The 15,609-nt window shown below is 71.8% G+C and carries 15 protein-coding genes; 6 read left to right on the forward strand and 9 right to left on the reverse strand.

All coding sequences use genetic code 11. The features are described 5' to 3' along the window. Positions 1 to 114: 114 nt before the first annotated feature. The gene (gene nagB, locus ACFVFH_RS08625) at positions 115 to 900 is read right to left on the reverse strand and encodes a glucosamine-6-phosphate deaminase (protein WP_383765157.1); all 786 of its coding nucleotides are present in this window, start codon (positions 898 to 900) and stop codon (positions 115 to 117) included. Between the two features lie 195 nt (positions 901 to 1,095). Between nagB and ACFVFH_RS08630 the strand changes: the two genes are divergently transcribed. Next, positions 1,096 to 2,166 carry an SIS domain-containing protein gene (locus tag ACFVFH_RS08630; protein WP_383765158.1) on the forward strand — a complete coding sequence of 357 codons (1,071 nt, stop codon included), beginning with the start codon at positions 1,096 to 1,098 and terminating at the stop codon, positions 2,164 to 2,166. A 365-nt stretch (positions 2,167 to 2,531) separates the two neighbouring features. Beyond that, on the forward strand, positions 2,532 to 3,998 hold the full coding sequence (locus tag ACFVFH_RS08635) for a histidine kinase N-terminal domain-containing protein (RefSeq protein WP_383765594.1): 1,467 nt from the start codon (positions 2,532 to 2,534) through the stop codon (positions 3,996 to 3,998). A gap of 195 nt (positions 3,999 to 4,193) precedes the next feature. Here the strand turns inward: ACFVFH_RS08635 and ACFVFH_RS08640 are convergent, their stop codons facing one another. Next, positions 4,194 to 4,451: a WhiB family transcriptional regulator gene (locus tag ACFVFH_RS08640; protein WP_003953983.1), complete on the reverse strand. Its 258-nt coding sequence runs from the start codon at positions 4,449 to 4,451 to the stop codon at positions 4,194 to 4,196. A gap of 319 nt (positions 4,452 to 4,770) precedes the next feature. Then, positions 4,771 to 5,739: a diacylglycerol/lipid kinase family protein gene (locus tag ACFVFH_RS08645; protein WP_383765160.1), complete on the reverse strand. Its 969-nt coding sequence runs from the start codon at positions 5,737 to 5,739 to the stop codon at positions 4,771 to 4,773. Between the two features lie 241 nt (positions 5,740 to 5,980). Between ACFVFH_RS08645 and ACFVFH_RS08650 the strand changes: the two genes are divergently transcribed. After that, entirely contained in the window at positions 5,981 to 6,358 is a 378-nt protein-coding gene (locus ACFVFH_RS08650) for a hypothetical protein (RefSeq protein ID WP_383765595.1), read from the forward strand. A gap of 90 nt (positions 6,359 to 6,448) precedes the next feature. Here the strand turns inward: ACFVFH_RS08650 and ACFVFH_RS08655 are convergent, their stop codons facing one another. The 3 genes from ACFVFH_RS08655 to ACFVFH_RS08665 all read right to left on the reverse strand — a co-directional run bounded on the left by ACFVFH_RS08655 (position 6,449) and on the right by ACFVFH_RS08665 (position 8,302). Beyond that, complete coding sequence (locus tag ACFVFH_RS08655) at positions 6,449 to 7,510, reverse strand: RNA polymerase sigma factor SigF (protein WP_383765596.1); 1,062 nt, start codon at positions 7,508 to 7,510, stop codon at positions 6,449 to 6,451. Then, positions 7,399 to 7,812, reverse strand: coding sequence for an anti-sigma regulatory factor (locus ACFVFH_RS08660; protein ID WP_072483809.1), 414 nt, complete (start codon positions 7,810 to 7,812; stop codon positions 7,399 to 7,401). Before ACFVFH_RS08660 ends, ACFVFH_RS08655 begins: the two co-directional genes overlap by 112 nt. Before the next feature lie 229 nt (positions 7,813 to 8,041). Next, positions 8,042 to 8,302: a UBP-type zinc finger domain-containing protein gene (locus tag ACFVFH_RS08665; RefSeq protein WP_383765162.1), complete on the reverse strand. Its 261-nt coding sequence runs from the start codon at positions 8,300 to 8,302 to the stop codon at positions 8,042 to 8,044. A gap of 57 nt (positions 8,303 to 8,359) precedes the next feature. Here ACFVFH_RS08665 and ACFVFH_RS08670 point away from each other — a divergent pair, with 57 nt between their 5' ends. Next, entirely contained in the window at positions 8,360 to 9,964 is a 1,605-nt protein-coding gene (locus tag ACFVFH_RS08670; RefSeq protein WP_383765164.1) for a Na+/H+ antiporter, read from the forward strand. A 13-nt stretch (positions 9,965 to 9,977) separates the two neighbouring features. On the opposite strand, the gene ACFVFH_RS08675 is transcribed toward ACFVFH_RS08670, so the two are convergent. The 3 genes from ACFVFH_RS08675 to ACFVFH_RS08685 all read right to left on the reverse strand — a co-directional run bounded on the left by ACFVFH_RS08675 (position 9,978) and on the right by ACFVFH_RS08685 (position 12,718). After that, positions 9,978 to 10,916 (reverse strand): 1-aminocyclopropane-1-carboxylate deaminase/D-cysteine desulfhydrase, encoded by a 939-nt coding sequence (locus tag ACFVFH_RS08675; protein WP_383765166.1) that lies wholly within the window; start codon positions 10,914 to 10,916, stop codon positions 9,978 to 9,980. 50 nt (positions 10,917 to 10,966) lie between these two features. After that, positions 10,967 to 12,163: a globin domain-containing protein gene (locus tag ACFVFH_RS08680; RefSeq protein WP_383765168.1), complete on the reverse strand. Its 1,197-nt coding sequence runs from the start codon at positions 12,161 to 12,163 to the stop codon at positions 10,967 to 10,969. A 105-nt stretch (positions 12,164 to 12,268) separates the two neighbouring features. Further along, positions 12,269 to 12,718: an RrF2 family transcriptional regulator gene (locus tag ACFVFH_RS08685; RefSeq protein ID WP_383765169.1), complete on the reverse strand. Its 450-nt coding sequence runs from the start codon at positions 12,716 to 12,718 to the stop codon at positions 12,269 to 12,271. A 188-nt stretch (positions 12,719 to 12,906) separates the two neighbouring features. Between ACFVFH_RS08685 and ACFVFH_RS08690 the strand changes: the two genes are divergently transcribed. Together ACFVFH_RS08690 and ACFVFH_RS08695 are read left to right on the forward strand one after the other, a co-directional pair. Beyond that, positions 12,907 to 14,313, forward strand: coding sequence for a family 2B encapsulin nanocompartment shell protein (locus ACFVFH_RS08690; RefSeq protein ID WP_383765171.1), 1,407 nt, complete (start codon positions 12,907 to 12,909; stop codon positions 14,311 to 14,313). Positions 14,314 to 14,524: 211 nt separating this feature from the next. Further along, positions 14,525 to 15,520, forward strand: coding sequence for a family 2 encapsulin nanocompartment cargo protein polyprenyl transferase (locus tag ACFVFH_RS08695; RefSeq protein WP_383765597.1), 996 nt, complete (start codon positions 14,525 to 14,527; stop codon positions 15,518 to 15,520). The last annotated feature ends 89 nt before the right edge of the window (positions 15,521 to 15,609 follow it).

Below are 15,609 nucleotides of genomic sequence, written 5' to 3' on the forward strand. Positions count from 1 at the left end.
ACGAGAGGGCCGGGGCACCCAGTGCGGGTGCCCCGGCCCTCTCGTCGTGTCCCGGTCGGCCGGGGCCTCTCCGGGACCGGACCCGCGAGCCCGGTCCGGTCCGTGGGCGAGGTCCTACAGCCCCTGCCACGCGGGCTTGGCCGCGTACGTGGCGCGGAAGTAGTCCGCCAGCTTCAGCTTGGACGCGGCGGCCTCGTCGACCACCACCGTGGCGTGCGGGTGGAGCTGGAGCGCCGACGCGGGCACGACCGAGGCGACCGGGCCCTCCACCGTCTGCGCCACGGCGTCCGCCTTGCCCTCGCCGGTGGCGAGCAGGACGGGGTGACGGGCCTCCAGGATGGTGCCGATGCCCTGGGTGATCACGTGGTGCGGCACCTGCGTGATGTCGTCGTCGAAGAAGCGCGCGTTGTCGATCCGGGTCTGCTCGGTGAGCGTCTTGATCCGGGTACGGGAGGCGAGCGAGGAGCACGGCTCGTTGAAGCCTATGTGTCCGTCGGTGCCGATGCCGAGGAGCTGGAGGTCCACGCCGCCCGCCTCGGCGAGCGCCTTGTCGTACGCCTGGCAGGCCGCCTGGACGTCCTCGGCGGAGCCGTCGGGGCCCATGAAGGAGGACTCGGACAGACCGAGCGGTTCGACGACCTCGCGCAGCACCACCGAGCGGTAGGACTCGGGGTGGCCCGCCGGCAGTCCGACGTACTCGTCGAGCTGGCAGATGCGGGCGCGCGAGGCGTCGACGGCACCGGAGCGGACCTTGGCAGCCAGCGCCTGGTAGATGGGCAGCGGGGTCGAGCCGGTGGCAACGCCGAGAAGGGCGTCGGGCTTGCGGCTCAGCAGGGCGGCGATGGCCTCCGCGATGAGTTCGCCGCCTGCCTTGGCGTCCGGGACGATGACAACTTCCACGCGCGGGCCTGCCGATCTGAAGAGTGGAGTCAGGTGGTATAGACCAATAGGCTCCCAATCTAGCAGACCCCGTCAACGCGGGCACGGTGGATGCGCCCACGACGGCCGCCGTCCGCTGGCGGTCCTTCGGCCCTCCGTGGTCGACTGGTCCGGACGGCGTCGCCGGCGCCCCGGGACCCCTGGGAGGCACTCGACATGTCCGCCACTCCACCCGCCCGGGAGAGCGAGCGGCCGGGCCGGATCATGTCCGGCGAGATGGCCGAGCAGCCCGCGGTGCTCCGCCGCATCCTGGACCGGGGCGCCCCCGCGATCCGAGCGGCGGCCGCCGCCGTCGCGGCGCGGAAGCCGCGCTTCGTCCTGCTCACCGCCCGGGGCACCTCGGACAACGCCGCGCTGTACGCCAAGTACCTGCTGGAGATCCGGCTGGGCCTGCCCTGCGGGCTCGCCTCGATGTCGACCACCACCGCGTACGGCGCGAAGCCGGACCTCAGGGACGTCCTGGTGATCACCGTCAGCCAGTCCGGCGGTTCGCCCGACCTGGTCGCCTCCACGCGGGCGGCGCGCGAGGCCGGCGCGATCACGCTGGCCGTCACCAACAACCGGGACTCGGCGCTGTCCGCCGTCTCCGAGTACCACATCGACATCCTGGCCGGACCGGAGAAGGCCCTACCCGCCACCAAGACGTACACCGCCTCGCTCCTGTCCCTCTACCTCTTCGTCGAGGGGCTGGCCGGGGGCGACGGCTCGGCCGCCGGGGTCCTGCCGGACCGGGCCGCGGAGATCCTGGCCCGCGGGGACGAGGTCAGGGCCCTGGCGGCGCGCTACCGCTTCGCCGAGCGCATGGTCATCACCTCCCGCGGCTACGGCTACCCCACCGCCAAGGAAGCGGCCCTGAAGCTGATGGAGACCAGCTACATCCCGGCCCTCTCCTACTCGGGCGCCGACCTGCTGCACGGCCCGCTGGCGATGGTCGACAACATCTCCCCGGTGATCGCCGTGGTCACCGACGGCCGGGGCGGCGAGGCGCTCCAGCCGGTCCTGGACCGGCTGCGGGGCCGTGGCGCGGACCTCTTCGTGGTCGGCCCGCGGGCCCAGGTCGAGGCGGCCTCCGCGGGTTTCGTGCTGCCGACCGCCGGGGTCGCCGAGGAGCTCCAGCCGGTCCTGGAGATCCTGCCGCTGCAACTGCTGGCGTACGAGGTGACGATCGCCCGCGGCCAGGATCCGGACGCGCCCCGCGCCCTGGCCAAGGTCACCGAGACCCGCTGAGCGCGGCGGACGGCCCCGGGAACACCCGCGGGCCACGGCGCCGGGACGGGACCCTCGGCCCGTCCGGCACCGCAGCCCGGAGTAAGACCGGCCGGTACGACCGGTCTGTCCGGCCGACGGTGTGCGGTGCCCCCGGCCGGGGGAGAGATACCGGCGCGGTCAGGGCAGAGAGCGCGGGTACCTCGATCCGCCCTCCTGTGCGGGGAGAGCGGAAGCTCTGTCTTGAGCATTGTGGACTAGACCATTCGCCCGTGTCCATCCGTCGGAGCGCCGCAATTTCCGGGCCCTTCCTCCTGCACGCGCGGCCGGGTCGTCCGGTTCGGAACCTTTGCCCGCACGCGGGTACGCTCGCACACGTGCCCTCCATGAACGACCTCGTACGCCAGCACACAGCCCTCGGTGACACCGACCTGGAGTGGCTGCACCTGCTGGTCTCGGAGTGGCAGCTGCTCTCCGACCTCTCCTTCGCCGACCTCGTGCTCTGGGTGCCCACCCGGGACGGCACCCGCTATGTGTCCGTCGCCCAGATGCGCCCCAACACCGGCCCCACCTCCTACCAGGACGACATGGTCGGACACCTGGTGCCGCGCGGCCGCCGCCCCCTGCTGGACGCGGCGCTGGACGAGGGCCGGATCGTGCGCGAGGGCGACCCGGAGTGGCGCGAGGAGGTGCCGGTACGGGTCGAGTCCATCCCCGTGCGCAGGGAGGGCCGGGTCCTCGGGGTCATCGCCCGCAACACCAACCTCCTCACCGTCCGGACCCCGTCCCGGCTGGAGCTCACCTATCTCCAGTCGGCCTCCGACCTGGCCCAGATGATCGCCGCCGGGTCCTTCCCCTTCCCCGGCCAGCAGGTCGACATGGACGCCTCGCCGCGCGTCGGCGACGGGCTGATCCGGCTCGACGCCGACGGGGTCGTCCAGTACGCCAGCCCCAACGGCCTCTCCGCGTACCACCGTCTGGGCCTCGCCTCCGACCTGGTCGGCCAGCACCTCGGCGGGATCACCGCCGAACTCGCCCCCTCCCGGGGCCCGGTGGACGAGGCCCTGGTGAAACTGGCCAGCGGCTACGCGCCCCGGGAGTTCGAGGTCGAGTGCGCGGGCGGGGTGATCCAGCTCCGCGCGATCCCGCTCAAGCCCAAGGGCGTCCGGATCGGCTCGCTGGTCCTGCTCCGGGACGTGACCGAACTCCGTCGCCGCGAACGCGAGTTGATCACCAAGGACGCCACCATCCGGGAGATCCACCACCGGGTGAAGAACAACCTCCAGACCGTTGCCGCCCTGTTGCGGCTCCAGGCCCGCCGGATGGACTCCGTGCGCGGCCGCGAGGCGCTCAACGAGGCGGTCCGGCGCGTCGGTTCGATCGCCATCGTCCATGAGACGCTGTCCCAGAATCTGGACGAGCGGGTGGAGTTCGACGACATCGCCGACCGCGTCATCGCGATGGTCGCCGAGATCTCGCCGGGCAAGGTCACCTGCCGCCGGACGGGACGCTTCGGCATCCTCGACGCCGAAGTGGCCACGCCGCTGGCGATGGTGCTCACGGAGGTCCTGCAGAACGCCCTGGAGCACGCCTTCACGCTCGCCGAGTCCGGAACGGTGGAGGTGTCCGCGGTGCGCGGCGGCTCCTCGGCCGGGACCCGGCTGCTGATCACGGTCCAGGACGACGGGTGCGGACTGCCCGAGGGGTTCGATCCGCAGCGCGCCGGCAATCTGGGGCTCCAGATCGTCAGGACGCTGGTGGAGGGGGAGCTCGGCGGAACCTTCGGCATGGTCCCGGCTCCCGAACGCGGCACCCAGGTGGTGCTCGACATCCCGGTCCGGTCCGAGAAGTAGCCCTCGCCGTCGGCCGGTTGGCGACGGCGGCCGGGCGATGGCCCGCACACAGCAGTGGGCCCGGACCGTTCTCACGGTCCGGGCCCACTGTTCATGCATGCGCTTCGGGGGTACTGCGCGCTGCGACTCGGGGGGCGGGGTTGTGCGTACGCTCTGTACGCGCCGCCTGGCTGAGGCTCGTAGCGGTGGCGTCGGTCAGGCGCTGGCGTTACGCGCCCGGTTGCGAGCGGCACGGCGCTTCATCGCGCGGCGCTCGTCCTCGCTGAGGCCACCCCAGACGCCGGAGTCCTGGCCGGACTCGAGCGCCCACTGCAGGCACTGCTCCATGACGGGGCAGCGACGGCAGACGGCCTTGGCTTCCTCGATCTGCAGCAGCGCAGGACCGGTGTTGCCGATGGGGAAGAACAGCTCGGGGTCTTCCTCACGACAAACGGCGTTGTGACGCCAGTCCATGGCTGCTACCTCTCCTTGGTATTACATACTGGTGCTTGTGAATGTGAACGCTTTCACGAATCCCCCCACAGGTGATGGGCCGACGCCCAGATGAACTGGTTGTGGTCCTGTGCAGTGAGGAGGGGTTCTGGCTCTCAGTGGAGGCCGGTGTTGCGGGCCGTCCCGATCGCCATGTAGAGATTCGCAAACCTCAGCGGCGGATACAACCCCTTCTGGAAACTTTTTTTTGATTCCTCGGTGTCGACTAGGTCACAGCCGTACTTCTATGGGGTGGAGCCCAGCCCAAACGTTCGAGTTAAAGGACTTTGGTCCCTTCCACTCACACAATCACACGCAGTGCACGGCGTACGCCTGTGAACGTCACACTTGTACGCACTCCCAGATGGTCGCCGTCCATCTGGAAAGGGAGTGGCACCTTTGAATGCAAGGTGAAGTCCGTGAGGTCGTGAAGTGAAACGGCGTGCTTTCCCGACGGGCCCTTCTCCGGGCTCGAAGTGAGCAGCTGGCTGCCGTACCGGGCGACCGCCGGAGTGGAGAGCCGCTTCAGTCCGAGGACGTCCAGGCCGGTGTCGAAGGTGGCCTTCGGGGAGGCGTACAGCGGGCGATTGCCCAGGTAGGACCAGGGCGCGGTATTCGAGATTATGGACAGCGCCAGGTCCGTGACCGGTTCCTGTCCGGGGGTCTCCAGGGTCATCACGCCCTGTCTGCGGTGCGGCTCGTCGAGGAATTGCCGGACCACCTGGCGCACGTACAGCGCATGGGTGGAGCGCTTGCCGCGTTCGCGTTGCTGTTCGACCCGGCCGACCACGCCCGCGTCGAATCCGAGCCCGGCGCAGAAAGTGAACCAGCGTTCCGGGACCGATTCGTCCTCGGTGCCCGGGGTGCCGGCCGCCAGGCCGAGACCGACCGTGCGTTCGGTCCGGTTGGCGAGCGCGTCCAGGATCGCGCCGGTCGCCTCCACCGCGTCGTTGGGCAGCCCCAGGGCGCGCGCGAACACATTGGTGGAGCCGCCGGGGACCACCGCGAGGCAGGGCAGGCGGTCCAGATCGGGGCCGTTGTGCAGGAGGCCGTTGACGACCTCGTTGACCGTGCCGTCGCCGCCGAGGGCGACCACCAGGTCGATGTCGTCGGCGTCCGCGGCCCGCCGCCCCAGGTCCCGGGCGTGGCCCCGGTACTCCGTGGTGACGGCCTCCAGCTTCATCTCGCTGGCCAGCGCGTGGATGAGCACATCACGCGTCCGCGCACTGGTGGTGGTAGCAGCTGGATTGACCACGAGGAGTGCGCGCATGACCGCCAGACTACCTACCGCGCGGTATCGCCCTGAAGTCCTGCCCCATGACCTTCACGCTCGGTGACGACCCGGGTGCGGCGGGACGGGCGGGCTGCTCCGTTCCCGTGGCGATCGCGACCCCGGCTTCGCTTCCGCGCCGCCGGGATGCCAACCTGCAAGGGTGAGTACTCAGCAGAACACGCCCTCCTCGTCGCCCTCGCCGAGGCTCGAACCGGCGAAGCCGAGCAGGATCACTCTCGTGGCCGGACTCACCGCCCTGGAAGGGGCGGCGCTCGCCATCGGCGGAATCTACATGCTGGTCATGGGGCTGCTCGGACGCCCCGAGAGCCCGCAGCAGGCGGAGATGGGCGGGCTGACACTGATCGCGCTCGCCCTGATCCCGCTCCTCGCCGCCCGCGGTCTGCTGCGGCGGCGCAGCTGGAGCCGCGGCCCCGCGCTCATCACCCAGCTCATCGCGCTCCCGGTGGCCTGGACGCTGCTGAGGTCGCAGGGCGTGCTGATCCCGGCCGGGATCGTGCTCGCCGCGGTGACCCTGACGGCCTTCTACCAGCTGGTCAGGCCGACGACGATCGAGGCCCTCGGAATCCGCCGGCCCGGCACCACACCGGAGGGCTGAACCGTCCGCCCGGCAGCCGGGCGGACGGAACGCACGGCACCGGCCCGCCCCGGGCGCGGGAGGGCCGCGTGGGCGACGGCCCCGGTCGCGCTACTCCTCGACGAGCAGCCGCTCACGCAGCTGCGCCAGCGTGCGGGCCAGCAGCCGGGAGACGTGCATCTGCGAGATGCCGACCTCCTGCGCGATCTGCGACTGGGTCATGTTGCCGAAGAAGCGCAGCAGCAGAATCCGCTTCTCGCGCGGCGGCAGGTCCTCCAGCAGCGGCTTGAGGGACTCCCGGTACTCGACGTCCTCCAGCGCCTCGTCCTCGGAGCCCAGCGTGTCCGCGACCGCCGGGGACTCGTCGTCGGTGTCCGGCACGTCCAGCGAGAGCGTGCTGTACGCGTTGGCCGATTCCAGGCCCTCCAGGACCTCTTCCTCGGAGATGCCCAGCCGCTCCGCCAGCTCATGGACCGTCGGCGAGCGGCCGTGCTGCTGGGAGAGCTCGGCGGTAGCCGTGGTCAGCGAGAGCCGGAGCTCCTGGAGGCGCCGCGGCACCCGGACCGCCCAGCCCTTGTCGCGGAAGTGGCGCTTGATCTCGCCCACGACCGTCGGGGTCGCGTACGTGGAGAACTCGACGCCGCGGTCCGGGTCGAACCGGTCCACCGATTTGATCAGGCCGATCGTGGCGACCTGGGTCAGGTCGTCCAGCGGCTCGCCGCGGTTGCGGAAGCGGCGGGCCAGATGCTCCACCAGCGGCAGATGCATCCGCACCAGCCGGTTGCGCAGCTCGGCCTTCTCGGGCGACCCGTCGGGAAGCGCGCGCAGTTCGACGAAGAGCGCCCGCGCCCCGCTGCGGTCGTGTGGATCGTGGTGCCCGTGCTCGCTCATCTGGCCTGCCCGCTCCGCCTGCGACTGCTCCACCGCGACCGTACGGCCCACCGGCCCGTCCGCCCCGTCCACCGGATGGGGCAGGGCCTGTTGTTCCGGGATGCCTGCTGCGCGCACCACCCCTGGTCGCATCGTTTCGTCCCGCACAGGACCGACCCCGTTCCCGTTGCTCACGCCGGCCCGGGTCCCGCGCCGCGCTGTTTGTAGAGGCTGATGCTGACCGTCCGGTCGTCGGCCACCGAGGAGTCGACCTTGCCGGCCAGTGCGGAGAGCACCGTCCAGGCGAAGGTGTCGCGCTCCGGCGCCCGTCCGTCCGTCGTGGGGGCGGCCACCGTGACTTCGAGAGAATCCTCGACGAGCCGGAAGACGCAGCTGAGGACGGAGCCCGGCACGGCCTGCTGAAGCAGGATCGCGCAGGCCTCGTCGACCGCGATGCGAAGATCCTCGATCTCGTCGAGAGTGAAGTCCAAACGCGCTGCGAGACCGGCCGTGGCCGTCCGCAGCACCGACAGGTAGGCACCCGCAGCGGGCAGCCGGACCTCTACGAAGTCCTGATTCCCGGGCTCGCCTGCGATCTGGGACACCCTCACCTCCAAGGTGGCACAAACTCTTTCGAGGATCCGGGAAGGGTGCCCCGGAGCCATGTGGTACGTCTTCGGTCTGGTCCGCGACGCTATCGCGACCCATGATGCCGTGTCGCCAGAGCCCCAGCCCATGGCTGTCACTCATGGTAAACCCATGAGTACACACAGTGGCTAGAGGGCTGCGTCGGTCAATTACGAAGAACCGGCGCCGGTTTGACGTACCCCGGCGTCAGACGATCGAACCGTCCTCGAAGCACCAGCGCCAGCTCTCGCCGGGCTCGAAGCTCCGCATCACCGGGTGGCCGGTCTCCTCGAAGTGGGCCCTGGCGTGCCGCAGGGGCGAGGAGTCGCAGCAGCCGACATGGCCGCAGACCAGACAGAGCCGCAGCTGTACGGGGTGGGTGCCCGCCGCCAGGCAGCCCGGACAGGTCGCGCCGAGCGGGGCCGGTTCGGGGCGCGGCAGTGCGGACACGTGCGGGCAGTCACTCATGATTGTCAGGTTACGACGGATACGTGGACCGTGGACTGCGGATGTGAGGACCGTGGAATGGACGTATTGCCGCTGGTGGGGCTGGTCGCGGTCAGTGCGGCGGTCGCGGGGGCGGCCCGCCGCACCCCGGTGCCCGCCCCGCTGCTGCTCGTCGCCGCGGGCCTGATCGCCTCCTATGTGCCGGGGGTGCCCACCTACACGCTGGACGCGCACGTCGTGCTGCCGCTGCTGCTGCCGCCCCTGCTCTACACGGCGGCCGTCGACAGCTCGTACCTCGATCTGCGGGCCAACGTCCGGCCGGTCGCGCTGCTCTCGATCGGTTACGTGCTGTTCGCGACCGTCGCGGTGGGGTGGCTCGCGTACCGCCTGGTGCCCGACCTGCCGCTCACCGCCGCGCTGGTGCTCGGCGCGGTGGTCGCTCCGCCGGACGCGGTCACGGCCGCCGCGATCGCGCGCCGGGTCGGGCTGCCCGGCCGGGTCACGACGGTCCTTCAGGGCGAGTCGCTGGTCAACGACGCCACCGCGATCACCGCCTACAAGGTGGCGCTCGCCGCCGCCGTGGGCGAGGGAATGAGCTGGGGCGCGGGGATCGGGGAGTTCTTCCTCGCCGCCGTCGGCGGGGTCGCGGTCGGCCTGGTGCTGATGGTGCCGCTGCACTGGCTGCGCACCCACCTCAAGGAGGCGCTGCTGCAGAACACCCTGTCGCTGCTGATCCCCTTCGTGGCGTACGCGGCGGCCGAGCGGGTGCACGCCTCCGGGGTGCTCGCCGTGGTCGTCGTGGCGCTCTACCTGGGCCACCGGTCCTGGCAGGTCGACTTCGCGACCCGGCTCCAGGAGGAGGCCGTCCGGAAGATGGTCGCGTTCGTCCTGGAGTCCGCGGTCTTCGCGCTGATCGGGCTCCAGCTGCCCTTCGTACTGAAGGGGCTCGGCACCTACGCCGTGGGCGAGGCCGTCCGGTACGCGGTGCTCGTCTTCCTCGCCGTCGTCGTGGTCCGCTTCGTCTGGGTCTTCCCGGCGACGTACCTGCCCCGGTGGCTGTCGAAACGGATCAGGGCCCGCGAGCCCGACACCGACTGGAAGGCACCGCTGATCGTCGGCTGGGCGGGGATGCGCGGTGTCGTCTCGCTCGCCATCGCCTTCTCCGTCCCGTTCACCGTCTCCGACGGAAGTCCCTTCCCGGCCCGCAACCTGGTGCTCTTCCTGACGTTCACCACGGTCATCGGCACCCTGGTGATCCAGGGGCTCAGCCTGCCGCTGCTGGTACGGGTCCTGAGGCTCCCGGGACGCGACGCGAAGAGCGAGACGCTGGCCGAGGCGCAGGCCCAGAGCGAGGCTTCCGCGGCCGCCGAGGCGCGGCTCGACGAGCTGCTCGCCGATGAGCGCAACCAGCTGCCCGGCCCCCTCGCCGACCGGCTGCGCGCGGTGCTGGAACGCCGCCGCAACGCGGTGTGGGAGCGGCTGGGCGCGGCCGATCCGGTGACCGGGGAGTCGGCGGACGACACCTACCGGCGGCTGGCCAGGGAGATGATCGACGCCGAACGCGCGGTCTTCGTGACGCTGCGGGACGAGCGGCGGATCGACGACGAGATGCTGCGGACGCTGCTGCGGCGGCTCGACCTGGAGGAGGCCGCGGCCTACCGGGAGGAGTCGGACTCCCGCTGAGGTCCGGCCCGGATCACGCCTCCCCCGCAGGGGCGGGGGAGGCCCCGCCCTCCGGCCGCGCGTCCCCGGCCGTGACGACCGCCGCGACCGTGGTTCCCGGAGGGAACGCGCCCTGGCCGGCCAGCTCGGTGAGCGCGTACAGCAGCTTGGCGACGTAGATCCGCTCGACGGACAGGCCGTGCCGCTGCTCGAAGTCGTCGGCGAAGGCGTGCAGGGACGGGGGCGTCCGGGCGTAGCCGCCGAAGTGGAACCGCTCGTCCAGGGACCACGAACCGGCCGGGCCGCCGAACGTCTCCCGCTGGAGGTCCCGTACCGCGTCCCCGAGGAAGCCGCCGCGCAGCACCGGGACGCCGAGGGCGCGCTGCGACGGCGCGAGACCGGCGGCGAGACCGGCGAGGGTGCCCCCGGTGCCGCAGGCCACCGCGACCACGTCGGCCCGGCCGCGCAACTCGCGCCCCAGCTCTGTACAGCCCTGTACGGCCAGGGCGTTGCTGCCGCCCTCCGGGATGACACAGCACTCCCCGTAGGCGCTCAGCAGCCCCGCCAGGACCTCTGGATCGCCCTTCGCGCGGTAGGTCGCGCGGTCCATGAAGCGCAGGGTCATCCCGTCGGCGGCGCACCGGGCCAGCGAGGGGTTCAGCGGGCGGTCGGCCAGCTCGTCGCCCCGCACGACCCCGATGGTGGGGAAGCCGAGCAGCCGGCCGGCCGCGGCGGTGGCCCGCAGGTGGTTGGAGTACGCGCCGCCGAAGGTCAGCACGGTGCGTCCGGCGGCCTCCCGCAGGTTGAGCGAGAGCTTGCGCCATTTGTTGCCGGGCAGATCGGGGTGGATCAGATCGTCGCGCTTGAGCAGCAGCCGTACGCCGTGGCGCGCGAAGCGCTCGTCCTCGACCGGTCGCAGCGGCGAGGGCAGCACCGGCCGCAGCCGGGAGAGGTCGGGCGCTTCGAAGGACATGGCGCCATTGTCGCCGGGCCGGTCGCCCGCGCGGCCGGTGGCGCCGGGGGTCAGTCCCGGGCCAGCCACATGTCGGGGCCGAAGACCTCGTAGTGGATGTCGGCCGCCGGGACGCCCTTGGCCAGCAGCTGGGTGCGGACCGCGCGCATGAAGGGCAGCGGGCCGCAGAGGTAGGCGTGGGTGCCGGGGGCGACGGCGAGTCCGCTCAGGTCGACGAGGCCGGTGCGGTCGGCGGGGTGGCCGGGCTCGGGGTCCTCGTACCAGAAGTGGGCGGTGGCGTCTGGGAGTTTGCCGGTGAGCAGGGCGTGGTCGGTGCGCATCGCGTGGGTGGCGGGGGAGCGGTCGGCGTGCACGACGGTGACCGGGGCGCGGTGGCCGCTCGCCGCGAGGTGTTCCAGCATCGAGAGCATCGGGGTGCAGCCGATGCCCGCGGAGGCGAGCAGGATCGGGGCGTCGGCGGAGTCGAGCACCAGATCGCCGTACGGGGCGGAGACGCGCAGCAGGTCGCCCGCGCGCACTTCGGTGTGCAGATGGCGGGAGACCTCCCCGTCGGGCGAGCCGCCGCCGTGCACCCGCTTGACCGTGATCGAGCGGAGCCGCGAGCCGGGGGCGCGGGAGAGGCTGTACTGGCGTATCTGGCGCGCCCCGTCGGGGAGTTCCACCTGGACGGAGACGTACTGGCCGGGCCGGAAGGCCGGGGCCGGGGCGCCGTCGGCCGGGCGCAGCTGGAAGGTGGCGACATCGGCGGTCTCCTCGATCCGGGCGACCACCTCCCACGCGCGCCACACGTCTCCGGCGACGACACCCTGCTGCGCGTACAGCCGCTCCTCGATCGAGATCAGGGCGCCGGCCATCAGCCAGTAGACCTCGTCCCAGGCGGCGGCGACCTCCGGGGTGACGGCGTCGCCGAGCACCTCGGCGATGGCGGCGAACAGGTGTGTGTGCACGACGTCGTACTGGGCCGCGGTGACGCCGAGGGAGGCGTGCTTGTGGGCGATCCGGCCGAGCATCACGTCGGGGCGGGTGTCCGGGTGCTCGATCAGCTGGGTCGCGAAGGCGGCTATGGAGCCGGCGAGCGCCCGGCGCTGGGCTCCGGACGACTGGTTGCCGCGGTTGAACAGGTCCCGCGACAGCTCGGGGTGGGCGTCGAAGAGCTTGCGGTAGAAGAGATCGGCGATGTCTCCGATGGCCGCGCCCACGACGGGGAGGGTGGCGCGGACGGTGGTGGTCGACGTCTCGGAGAGCATCGGTACTCCTTGGATTTTAATTGGTATTTGAGATGCGTATTTTTGGGCGGCATGGAACCGGGCGGCGCGGAGCCGGGTGGGGCCGGGGTGGGGTGAGGGACCGGGTCAGCCGGTGTCCGGGCGGCCGCTGCCGATGCTGATCAGCAGCGGTCCGGTGGGGGATGCGACGAGATCGGTGACGGTGAGCGGATCGAGGGAGGCGTAGAAGGCCTCCTCCGCGCGGCGCAGGGCGCTGCGCAGCCGGCAGGCCGAGCGCAGGGGGCACGGGGTGGCGCCCTCGCACTCGACGACGTCGCCGGGTCCCTCCAGCTCACGGACCAGTTCACCGACGGAGGCGGAGCGCCCCGCGCCGGTCAGGCTGAGCCCGCCGCCCCGGCCCCGCCGGGCCTCGACGAGGCCGAGGTGCTGGAGCCTGGCGACGACCTTCGCGGCGTGGGTGTACGGCACCTGCATGGTGGCCGCCACCTCCCGGGTGGTCGGCGGATCCTCGTTCTCCGCGACGGCGAGGCGCATCAGTACGCGCAGTGCCACGTCGGTGAATCTCGTCAGCCGCATGGTGGGAAGCGTAGATAACTTGCATCACAGATGCAAGTTAAAGCGAATCCTCGGACAATGCGGACATCGCTGTGCGTCGTGCCCAGCCCTAGGCCGATTAATCACACTCTTTTGTGTAATGGTGCGGGCGCTCTCCGTGCTGAAAGGCTTCTTCACGCAGGTCAGCCGAAGAATCGAGAGGACGTCAGATGTCCGTTGGTGAAGAGGTTCAGGACACGTCGGCGCCACCCCGGCAGAGTCTGGGGACGGCGGCGGCGCGGAACCTCGCGACGACCACCAAGTCCGCCCCGCAGATGCAGGAGATCACCTCGCGGTGGCTGCTGAAGTCGCTGCCGTGGGTGCAGGTGCAGGGTGGTACCTACCGGGTGAACCGCAGGCTGAGCTACTCGGTCGGGGACGGCAGGGTGACCTTCGTGCAGACGGGGGACCGGGTCGCGGTCATCCCCGCCGAGCTCGGCGAGCTGCCCGCTCTGAGGGACTTCGGCGACGAGGAAGTGCTGGGCGAGCTCGCCCGGCGGTGCGAACAGCGCGAGATCGCGGCGGGACAGGTGCTGGCCGCGTCGGGGGATGCGGCGGACAGCGTCTATCTGCTGGCGCACGGCAAGGTCGAGAAGATCGGCACCGGCCCGTACGGCGACGAGACGGTGCTCGGGGTCCACGCCGACGGGGCCTACTTCGGCGACCAGTCGCTCGTCGACGGCGACGCCGTCTGGGAGTACACGGCCCGCGCCGTCACCGCCTGCACGGTGCTCACGCTGAGCCGGGCGGACGTCCTCGACCTCGCCGAGCGGGCCGGCTCGCTCCGCGACCACCTCGCCGGCCTGCTCGCCGTCCCGGAGCAGCGCACCAACAAGTACGGCGAAGCGGCGATCGACCTCTCCGCGGGCCATGTCGGCGAGGCCGTCGTCCCGCACACGTACGTCGACTACGAAGCGGCGCCCCGCGAGTACGAACTGAGCGTCGCCCAGACCGTGCTGAAGGTCCACACCCGGGTCGCCGACCTCTACAACCAGCCGATGAACCAGACCGAGCAGCAGCTGAGGCTGACGGTCGAGGCGCTCCGCGAGCGCCAGGAGCACGAGCTGATCAACAACCGCGAGTTCGGGCTGCTCAACAACTGCGACTACGGGCAGCGCCTCCAGCCGCACGACGGTGTGCCCGGCCCCGACGACATGGACGAACTGCTCTCGCGCCGCCGCGGCTCCAAGCTCTTCCTCGCCCATCCGAAGGCCATCGCCGCCTTCGGCCGCGAGTGCAACAAGCGCGGTCTGGTCCCGGAGACCGTCGACATCGGCGGACACCACGTGCCGGCCTGGCGGGGAGTGCCGATCTTCCCGTCCGACAAGATCCCGGTCTCGGACGCCCGGACCACCTCGATCATCTGCATGAGGACGGGCGAGGACGAGCAGGGCGTCATCGGGCTCCACCAGACCGGCATCCCCGACGAGATCGAGCCCAGCCTCTCGGTCCGCTTCATGGGGATCGACGAGCAGGCGATCATCTCCTACCTGGTGACGGCCTACTACTCCGCGGCCATCCTCGTGCCGGACGCCCTGGGCGTCCTGGAAAACGTCGAGGTCGGCCGCTGGCGGTAGCCCCTCGGGGGCCCGGACGGACAAGGTCCGGGCCCCTGTCAACCTCCGCCACCGGGCAACCGTGCCCGGGGCGGCCTCGGGAGGACGCCCAGTGAAGACCCACCACGTACCCCAACCACTGACACCCCGGGCCCCGGGCGACGACACCGCGCCCGTCCCGCCGACACGGGGCGCCGCCCTCCCGGCCCAGGGCCAGGAGGCCGAGGTCCTCCTGGAGCGGACCCGGGCCCTCGTCGACCCCCGGCTGCGCGCCGCGGTGGAGTCCCTGCCCGGATCGATCCGCCGCGTCGCGATGTACCACTTCGGCTGGCAGGAGGCCGACGGCGGTCCGTCCTCGGGCCCGGCGGGCAAGGCGATCAGGCCCGCCCTGGTCCTCGCCGCGGCCCGCGCGCTGGGCGGCGACCCGGAACAGGCGGTACGGGCCGCCGTCGCCGTGGAGCTGGCCCACAACTTCACCCTGCTGCACGACGACGTCATCGACGAGGACCGGACCCGCCGTCACCGGCCCACGGCCTGGGCCGTCTTCGGGATCCCGGACGCGGTCATCGCGGGCGACGCCATGCTCGCCCTGGCCCAGCGACTGCTCGCCGAGGACCCGGTCCCGGCCGGGGCCCGCGCCTCGGCCAGGCTCTCGACCTGCATCATCGAGCTGTGCGCGGGCCAGCAGGCCGACTGCGCCTTCGAGGACCGGGGGCCCGAGGAGGTCACGCTGGACGAGTGCCTGACCATGGCCACCGCCAAGACCGGCGCCCTGCTCGGCTGCGCCTGCGCGCTGGGCGCGCTGTACGCGGGCGCGGAGGAGCGGGCGGTCGGCGCGATGGACGGCTTCGGCCGGGAGGCGGGCCTCGCCTTCCAGCTCATCGACGACCTGATCGGCATCTGGGGGGACCCGGCGCGGACCGGGAAGCCGGTCGGAGCGGACCTCGTCGCCCACAAGAAGTCCCTGCCCGTCGTCGCCGCGCTGACCTCCGGCACCCCGGCGGCGGCCGAACTGGCCGCGCTCTACCGGGGATCGATGAGCGCGCCCGGCGAGGTCGCCCGCGCCGCCGACGCCGTCGACCGGGCCGGCGGCCGGGACTGGGCGCAGATCTGCGCGGCGGACCGGATGGCCCGCGCGGTCCACCATCTGTCCCGGGCGGTCCCCGACCTGGCCCGCGCCGGGGACCTCCTGACCCTGGCGGAGTTCGTCACCCGCCGGACGCACTGAGACCGGGCGCCGGGAGCGGAACGGAGGCGCCGGGAGCGGCCGTACGGGGGGCGGACGCACCTGAGCGGAACGCGGATTCCCGGGCACGG

Source organism: Streptomyces sp. NPDC057697 (assembly GCF_042799335.1).
Lineage (GTDB): Bacteria > Actinomycetota > Actinomycetes > Streptomycetales > Streptomycetaceae > Streptomyces.

Excerpts from the sequence above, each read along its gene's own strand:
- ACFVFH_RS08630 (WP_383765158.1), top strand. The coding sequence starts at position 1,096 with ATGTCCGCCACTCCACCCGCCCGGGAGAGCGAGCGGCCGGGCCGGATC.
- ACFVFH_RS08635 (WP_383765594.1), top strand. The coding sequence starts at position 2,532 with ATGAACGACCTCGTACGCCAGCACACAGCCCTCGGTGACACCGACCTG.
- ACFVFH_RS08640 (WP_003953983.1), bottom strand. The coding sequence starts at position 4,451 with ATGGACTGGCGTCACAACGCCGTTTGTCGTGAGGAAGACCCCGAGCTG.
- ACFVFH_RS08645 (WP_383765160.1), bottom strand. The coding sequence starts at position 5,739 with ATGCGCGCACTCCTCGTGGTCAATCCAGCTGCTACCACCACCAGTGCG.
- ACFVFH_RS08665 (WP_383765162.1), bottom strand. The coding sequence starts at position 8,302 with ATGAGTGACTGCCCGCACGTGTCCGCACTGCCGCGCCCCGAACCGGCC.
- ACFVFH_RS08670 (WP_383765164.1), top strand. The coding sequence starts at position 8,360 with ATGGACGTATTGCCGCTGGTGGGGCTGGTCGCGGTCAGTGCGGCGGTC.
- ACFVFH_RS08675 (WP_383765166.1), bottom strand. The coding sequence starts at position 10,916 with ATGTCCTTCGAAGCGCCCGACCTCTCCCGGCTGCGGCCGGTGCTGCCC.
- ACFVFH_RS08680 (WP_383765168.1), bottom strand. The coding sequence starts at position 12,163 with ATGCTCTCCGAGACGTCGACCACCACCGTCCGCGCCACCCTCCCCGTC.
- ACFVFH_RS08685 (WP_383765169.1), bottom strand. The coding sequence starts at position 12,718 with ATGCGGCTGACGAGATTCACCGACGTGGCACTGCGCGTACTGATGCGC.
- ACFVFH_RS08690 (WP_383765171.1), top strand. The coding sequence starts at position 12,907 with ATGTCCGTTGGTGAAGAGGTTCAGGACACGTCGGCGCCACCCCGGCAG.